At 73.2% G+C, this 526-nt stretch carries 2 pseudogenes; both read left to right on the top strand.

Features of this window, described 5'->3' with window-relative positions:
• Nucleotides 1-270: pseudogene (locus KVT32_RS28540) on the top strand (MCE family protein); the annotation flags it as partial.
• 14 nt (nt 271-284) lie between these two features.
• Nucleotides 285-526, top strand: a pseudogene (locus tag KVT32_RS28535) (ABC transporter); the annotation flags it as partial.

Raw genomic sequence — 526 nt, 5'->3', positions numbered from 1 at the left:
TACGCCCGCCTGGCCCCCGGCCTGCAGGCGCCGGACGGCCCGCTGACCCGCCTGAACGGCGCGATCGACTCGCTGACCGGCGTGACGGCCGACCTGGAAGCGGAAACCCTGCCGCACGTGGTGCGCATGACGGACGAGGCGCGTACGGCGCTGCGCTCGGTGCGCCGCACGGCGGACTCGATTTCCGACCGTCCGCAGAGCATCCTGTTCGGCGCGCCGAGCGCGCAACCCGGCCCCGGCGAGCCGGGCTTCGTCGCCCCGACCAAATGAGGACCTTGACCACCATGATTTCGCCCCGCATCCTCGGCACCGCCGCCCTGGCCCTGACTCTGGCCCTGGCCGGCTGCGGCACCAGCAAGCCCGCCGCCAACAATGCCCATTTCGACTTCGGTCCGCTCGGCGCGCCTGCCGCCCAGGCGGCCCAGGCGCCGCTGGCCGCCATCGTCGTGATGGACGCGACCGGCTCGCCCGCGCTCGAGAACGAGCGCATGGTGTACCGCCTGAACTATGCCGACCCGCTGCAGGC

Origin of the sequence: Achromobacter sp. GbtcB20 (genome assembly GCF_019091095.1) — a bacterium.
GTDB lineage: Bacteria > Pseudomonadota > Gammaproteobacteria > Burkholderiales > Burkholderiaceae_B > Achromobacter > Achromobacter mucicolens.
The sequence above is the reverse complement of the archived record's forward strand: the minus strand, read 5'-3'. Positions and strand labels throughout refer to the sequence as shown.